Raw genomic sequence first — 6,515 nt, 5'->3', positions numbered from 1 at the left:
CATTGATAAAACCTTACCAGAACCAGCAGAAAAAGAATTTTGTTTACTTCATTGCGATCCTAATGAACCTGATGATGCTGCTCATGCTAAATATAAACAAAGCTTACACCTTCACATTGAATGTTCAGATGCTTCTTGGCCTCATTGTGATGTTTGGCCTCGCGCTCATATTGCACTTAATAATGGATATTCAGGTGATGTCCTAAAAGATATTGATTCTCTAACAAACGCAATGACAGAAGCTATACTTATGCTCAAAGAAGAAGTTTTAGCCGCGGTTAAAATCTTCGATTAGACTTCTTGGATAATTAATTTTTGAGAGTTCAAAAATGAGAAAAATAGGGATGAAGTTGCAAAAAATCTCTAAATAGACCCTTTATTAGAAACCGATGAAGAAACGGCAACTGCTCGGATAAACCAACAATTAGAAAGCTTGGGAGTAAACCTAATCTGATCAACACAAAAATATGAAAATTCCTCAAGAAAAACTCTCACAACTTTGCCAACATTGGCATATTCATAAACTTTCCTTATTTGGTTCAGTTTTACGAGATGATTTCACCGCAGATAGTGATATTGATCTGCTCGTTGAGTTTGAACTTGGTTTTACCCCTAGTTTTTTCAAACTTCATCAAATTCAAGAAGAATTATCTCAATTATTTGATGGACGTACTATTGATCTCGTTACCATCAAATCTCTTAATCATCATATTCGTGAGCGTGTTTTAGCAACAGCAGAGGTGTGTTATGTCGCAAAAAGATAATCAAGTGTATGTTGAACACATGATTGACACAGCAAATAAAGCACTTAGCTTTGTGGAAGGTGTCAGTCGAGCAGTATTCGAGATGACATTCAACAATAATCACGACAATTGTTGATTTTTACCAGAGGTTTATTTTTAACGGGGGAGAATGTCAACCCTCACTGCTAGACTCAACAGTATGGCCGACTTCGCTGATCCATTGGGCAATTTCTGCGCGGGATGCGGTGGTTTCTACCGTGACGATTTTATTGGCTACATCCACCGATATTTGGGCTGCTGGTTGCTGATTATTAATCGCTTTAGTAATGGTATTAGCGCAACCTTCACAGGCAATACTAGGCACTTTTAGGGTAATTGTCATTGTTGTAACTCCAGTAACTTTATAGCTAAAAACTAGCATAAATTGTCAGGGGTAGCTGATTTTTTAAGAGTTTATTTACCATTTCAGCACTGCCGCTTCGATCCCCTGTTCCCGACGCAGTTTACTATCTTTTTCTAGCCATTGAATGACCTGTTTATGGGTTAGTTCTTCTAGGGTTACTCCCGTATCTTCGGCGATTATTTTTAGTAAGCGTAGGGAAGAAATCGTTAAACGAGTCAGGAATTTTTCGGGAGAAGTCAAGAGGGCAGCGTCCACATCTGCGGATTCTTCTGGGGTTAAAAATTGTCTGTTTTCGATCATAGTTTTATTTGGTTTCCATCCAATTGTCACCGGCTTTTATTTCTACCAAGAGAGGGATCGTCAAGGAGACAGCTTCTTCCATAGTCGTCTTGATTTTTGACTCTAGGGATGGCCATTCTTCCCTCGGTACTTCCAAGACTAATTCATCATGGACTTGCAGCAGTAATCTCGCTCGATAATTTTGCAGTACCTCGGCCAATTTTACCATCGCTACTTTAATAATATCAGCACTGGAACCCTGAATGGGCGCATTAGCGGCCGATCTTAATAATTGTGCTTCCTCGTTGTTGAGTTTGAGGCTATCTAAATCGATGTCATGTAAGGACAGTCCCCGCAGTCTTTTTAAGAGGGGATTATCGAAGTTAAAATAACGTCTTCTGCCCAAAATTGTTTCCACATATCCCTGAGCAATTGCTTGTTTTTTACTATTCTCTAAATACTCAAATACTTGGGCATAACGTTGATGATATTTTTCAATAAATTTTCTGCCCTGTTCTACGGTTAATTTCGATTCACGGGCGAATTTTTGCGCTCCCATGCCATAAATAACTCCGAAGTTAATTGTTTTTCCTAAACTGCGTTCTTCGGGGGTAATTTCCCCTTTATCAAAGAGCAATTGAGCGGTGACTTTATGAACATCTTGATTACTACGATACGCTTCTAATAAAACTGGTTCTTGACTGAGATGAGCGAGAATTCTTAACTCGATTTGTGAGTAGTCCGCTGACACCAATAAGTAACCATCTTCGGGGATAAAAGCTTGACGAATTCGCCTGGAAAATTCACTGCGAATGGGGATATTTTGTAGGTTAGGATTGGAGGATGATAAGCGTCCGGTGCTGGTGATGGTTTGATTAAAATCTGTATGTACTCTTGCGGTTTTTGGTTCGGCTAATTTCGGTAAAGCATCCACATAGGTGGATTTTAATTTGGATAAGGTGCGATGTTCAAGGATATAATCAACTAAGGGATGATCTCCTTGTAGTTTCTCTAAAACACTTTGATCGGTAGAGTAACCTGTTTTAGTTTTTCTGGATTTTTTGCGATTGAGTGCCAATCGATCGAAGAGGATTTCACTTAACTGTTTAGGAGAGCTAAGATTAAAAGTTTCTCCGATAGATTCATAGGCTTTTTTTTCTATGTCTGCTAAGTCTCTTTCTAGTTGCTGGGACAAGTTTTTTAGATAATTGACATTAATTTTTATACCATAATTTTCCATCTGCCACAGCACCATGACGAGGGGAGATTCTATTTCAGAGAATAATTGATACAAAGGGGGAATTTTAGTTAATTCTGCCTGTAATTTTTCTCGAAGTAAATAGGTAGCATAGGCATCTAATCCACAGTAGTTAGCAGTGGTGGCAATATCTAAATCAGCGATGGTTTTTCCCCCAGGAATACCGAGACTTTTATAACTAAGGGAAGTGATACCGTCTAAATAGCGATCGCATAAATCTTCGAGATTATGAGTTAGTTCGGGATGGAGGACATAACTAGCCACCATAGTATCAAAAACTAAACCTTTAACGGTAATTCCTTGATGATAAAAAACATCAATATCAAATTTCGCATTCTGGAAGACTTTCGGATAATTATCACCCGCTAAAATTGGGCGTAATTTTTCGAGGACTATCTCTAGATTTAAATTATCACCGCTCTGGTGGCCGATAGGAATATAGGCCATAGCATTTAATTCTTTTCCCCAACAGCAACCGATCCCGACCAATTTGGCTACACGAGGATTTAAATCCGTGGTTTCGGTATCCCAAGCGACAGGAAAATGTGGATTAGTGAAAGTTGTTAATTTTGCCAGTAAAGCATCTAACTTAGGAAGAGTATCAATAATTTCCGGAGCAATTAGAACCGGTGGAGAAATAGGGGGTAAATCAAACAGAGACAATTGATTAGAATCAGCATCGCTAGTTAATTCTAGGGTAGGAGTGCCACCTAGATACTGTTGAATTTGATCGAGTTTCTGGAGAATTTTCTTTAACTCCAATCTTGCCAATAAAGCTTTAACTAAACGCCGATCAAAACCTCGGAGACGAAATTTCTCTTCCTCGAGACTAACGGGGGCATCAAGGGCAATTTTGGCTAAATAGCGAGAACTTTCGGCGGCGGTTTTTCCCTCTAATAATTTAGTTTTTACCATTCCCTTAATCGATTCCAGATTGGTATATATATCGTCTAAGTTATCGTATTTTTTTAATAAATCTATCGCTGTTTTTTCGCCAATTCCGCGCACCCCGGGTATATTATCAGACTTATCACCGCAAAGAGCTTTAAAATCTACTACCTGTTTTGGTGTCACCCCTAACTTTTCCGTGACAGCTTGGGAATTAAATTCTGTATAACCCTGTCCTGATGTACTTTTTACCGCATTAATATCCAGATAGAGAACCGTGGTTTTTTTCTCCTCATCTACCAATTGGAATAAATCTCGATCGCCTGTTAAAATCTTAACAGTATAACCATGATCACCGGCTTGTTTTGCCAAAGTTCCTAAAACATCATCTGCTTCGTAACCGGGGGAAGTCACAATAGGAATATTCATCACTGTCAAGAGACTTTGCAGATTAGTTAAATCGGGGCGAAATTCTTCGGGAGTTTCTTGCCGATTAGCCTTATAATTGACATCAGCTTCATGGCGAAAAGAAGGGACTGCTAAATCAAAAGCAACTGCTAAATAAGTGGGTTTTTGAGTTTCTAGTAACTGCAGCAGAGAATTTAAAAACCCAAAACAAACACTGGTGGGAATGCCGCTAGAAGTACGCAGAGGACCAGAGCGAGACTTAGCAAAGGCATAATAGGCACGAAAAGCCAAAGAATGCCCATCGATCAGGATAAATAGCTTATTTTGCTCGCCACTGTTCATAATCTAGCCTCAAATTTGCGTGTTATTTCCATTTTAAGGATTACCGAGCCATTATTCAGCCATTAGCCTTGAATCGGCGATCGCTGATAACACCCTGTCAAAAAAAATATTTGCCAAAAAGCCAGCGTAAGGGTATTTTAATAATAATTTTAGATGAGTACTTTTCGATTACATGAGAATCCTAGTTACAGGCGGTGCGGGTTTTATTGGTTCCCATCTAATCGATCGCTTGATGGAACAGGGTCATGAAGTGATCTGTCTGGATAACTTCTACACGGGGACGCGCCGAAATATCGTTAAATGGCTAGGAAATCCTTATTTTGAGCTAATTCGTCACGATATCACCGAGCCGATCCGTTTAGAAGTCGATCAAATCTATCACCTGGCCTGTCCTGCTTCCCCAATCCACTATCAATATAATCCCGTCAAAACGATTAAAACCAATGTTTTAGGGACTATGTATATGCTGGGCCTAGCTAAACGGGTAAAAGCGCGATTTTTGCTCGCTTCTACCTCAGAAGTCTATGGCGATCCCGATGTGCATCCCCAAACGGAAGAATATCGAGGTAATGTCAACTGCATTGGACCGCGTTCCTGTTATGACGAGGGTAAAAGGGTGGCGGAAACCCTGGCTTTTGAGTATTATCGGGAGCATAAGGTCGATATCCGGGTGGCCCGGATTTTCAACACCTACGGCCCGCGAATGCTGGAAAACGATGGTCGAGTGGTGAGTAATTTCGTCGTGCAAGCTTTGCGCGGTGAACCCCTGACGGTTTATGGTCAAGGTTCCCAAACCCGCAGTTTTTGCTATGTTTCTGACCTGGTGGAAGGGTTAATGCGTTTGATGAATGGGGACTTTATCGGGCCAGTTAATCTCGGCAATCCCGACGAATACACAATTCTGGAATTAGCGCAAGTGATCCAAGGCATGATTAATCCCGAGGCCGAATTGGTCTATAAACCACTGCCGGAAGATGATCCCAAGCAACGACAACCAGATATCACTCGTGCTAAAACCTATCTGGATTGGAGTCCAACTATTCCTCTAAGTCAGGGTTTAAAAATGACGATCGAGGATTTCCGTTCTCGTCTCAGCTAATCCCTAATCAATAAATTTAACTTAATTGTCACTGGAGTAATTATCATGCGTGTTTGTGTTATCGGAACCGGTTATGTGGGTTTAGTCACGGGGGTTTGCCTAGCACATATCGGCCATCATGTCATCTGTATTGACAACAATGAAGAAAAAGTCAAATTGATGAAATCGGGACAATCTCCCATCTATGAACCGGGGTTATCAGAATTAATGCAGTCTTCGGCAGCCTCTGGCAATCTGGAATTCTCCACGGACCTAGAAGCGGGAGTTAAACACGGTGAAATTCTCTTTATCGCTGTTGGTACACCTGCACTACCCACGGGAGAAAGTGACACTCGTTATGTGGAAGCGGTGGCCCGGGGTATTGGGGCCCATCTCAACGGTGGTTATAAAGTAATCGTCAATAAATCGACCGTTCCCATCGGTTCTGGGGATTGGGTACGGATGATCGTCCTCGATGGCGTGGCCGAAAGACAAAAAAATCTCGTAGCTGCGGTTGGCGGTATTAGTACACTAGAACGCATCGAAGCGGATTTCGATGTGGTCAGCAATCCCGAATTTTTACGCGAAGGTTCGGCAGTTTATGATACTTTTAACCCCGATCGCATTGTTTTAGGCAGTAATAACCCGAAAGCCATTGAAATGATGAAGGAATTGTACGCTCCTTTGGTTAAACGCCAATTCGCTGACGATCCCTCCTTGCCTCCCGTTCCCGTGGTGGTTACGGATCTCAGTTCGGCGGAAATGATTAAATACGCCGCTAATGCCTTCCTAGCCACCAAAATTAGCTTTATTAACGAAGTAGCTAATATCTGCGATCGCGTCGGGGCCGATGTCACCCAAGTGGCTAAAGGTATCGGTTTAGATTCCCGTATCGGCAGCAAGTTCCTCTCGGCCGGGATCGGTTGGGGGGGTTCCTGTTTCCCCAAAGATGTGTCGGCTTTGGTACATACCGCAGAAGACTACGGTTACGAAACGGAATTACTTAACGCCGCTATCAATGTTAACAAACGTCAACGGACAATTGCGATCGAAAAACTGCAACAGGAATTAAAAATCCTCAAGGGTAAAACCGTCGGTTTGTTGGGATTAACTTTT

7 protein-coding genes are annotated in these 6,515 nt (G+C 41.4%); 4 read left to right on the top strand and 3 right to left on the bottom strand.

From position 1 onward, the window contains the following. Positions 1 to 295, top strand: a 295-nt coding sequence (locus PX484_RS03030; RefSeq protein WP_288102806.1) for a hypothetical protein, incomplete at its 5' end; no start/stop codon positions are given. A 172-nt stretch (positions 296 to 467) separates the two neighbouring features. Continuing rightward, entirely contained in the window at positions 468 to 764 is a 297-nt protein-coding gene (locus tag PX484_RS03025) for a nucleotidyltransferase family protein (RefSeq protein WP_002754691.1), read from the top strand. A 151-nt stretch (positions 765 to 915) separates the two neighbouring features. Here the strand turns inward: PX484_RS03025 and PX484_RS03020 are convergent, their stop codons facing one another. From PX484_RS03020 to polA, 3 genes are read right to left on the bottom strand one after another with little or no spacing between them, the layout of a single operon-like run. Further along, a complete protein-coding gene (locus PX484_RS03020) occupies positions 916 to 1,164 on the bottom strand; it encodes a heavy-metal-associated domain-containing protein (RefSeq protein WP_002781454.1) in 249 nt (82 codons plus the stop codon). A 36-nt stretch (positions 1,165 to 1,200) separates the two neighbouring features. Further along, positions 1,201 to 1,446, bottom strand: a complete 246-nt coding sequence (locus tag PX484_RS03015; protein ID WP_002736270.1) for an NDH complex assembly factor CRR9 — start codon at positions 1,444 to 1,446, stop codon at positions 1,201 to 1,203. 4 nt (positions 1,447 to 1,450) lie between these two features. Then, on the bottom strand, positions 1,451 to 4,321 hold the full coding sequence (polA, locus tag PX484_RS03010) for a DNA polymerase I (RefSeq protein ID WP_288102803.1): 2,871 nt from the start codon (positions 4,319 to 4,321) through the stop codon (positions 1,451 to 1,453). Positions 4,322 to 4,493: 172 nt separating this feature from the next. On the opposite strand from polA, the gene PX484_RS03005 reads away from it, so the two are divergent. Together PX484_RS03005 and PX484_RS03000 are read left to right on the top strand one after the other, a co-directional pair. Then, positions 4,494 to 5,420 carry a UDP-glucuronic acid decarboxylase family protein gene (locus tag PX484_RS03005; protein ID WP_002804188.1) on the top strand — a complete coding sequence of 309 codons (927 nt, stop codon included), beginning with the start codon at positions 4,494 to 4,496 and terminating at the stop codon, positions 5,418 to 5,420. A gap of 45 nt (positions 5,421 to 5,465) precedes the next feature. Further along, positions 5,466 to 6,515: UDP-glucose dehydrogenase family protein (locus PX484_RS03000; protein WP_288102802.1), on the top strand; the 1,050-nt coding region annotated here is incomplete at its 3' end.

The organism is Microcystis sp. M49636_WE2 (assembly GCF_030065375.1).
GTDB classification, from domain to species: Bacteria; Cyanobacteriota; Cyanobacteriia; order Cyanobacteriales; family Microcystaceae; genus Microcystis; species Microcystis aeruginosa_C.
Note: the sequence above shows the minus strand (reverse complement) of the source record. Positions and strands in the feature narration are given on the sequence as shown.

What these genes read in the sequence shown, in the direction of transcription:
- PX484_RS03025 (WP_002754691.1), top strand. Translation starts at nt 468, where the DNA reads ATGAAAATTCCTCAAGAAAAACTCTCACAACTTTGCCAACATTGGCAT.
- PX484_RS03020 (WP_002781454.1), bottom strand. Translation starts at nt 1,164, where the DNA reads ATGCTAGTTTTTAGCTATAAAGTTACTGGAGTTACAACAATGACAATT.
- PX484_RS03015 (WP_002736270.1), bottom strand. Translation starts at nt 1,446, where the DNA reads ATGATCGAAAACAGACAATTTTTAACCCCAGAAGAATCCGCAGATGTG.
- polA (WP_288102803.1), bottom strand. Translation starts at nt 4,321, where the DNA reads ATGAACAGTGGCGAGCAAAATAAGCTATTTATCCTGATCGATGGGCAT.
- PX484_RS03005 (WP_002804188.1), top strand. Translation starts at nt 4,494, where the DNA reads ATGAGAATCCTAGTTACAGGCGGTGCGGGTTTTATTGGTTCCCATCTA.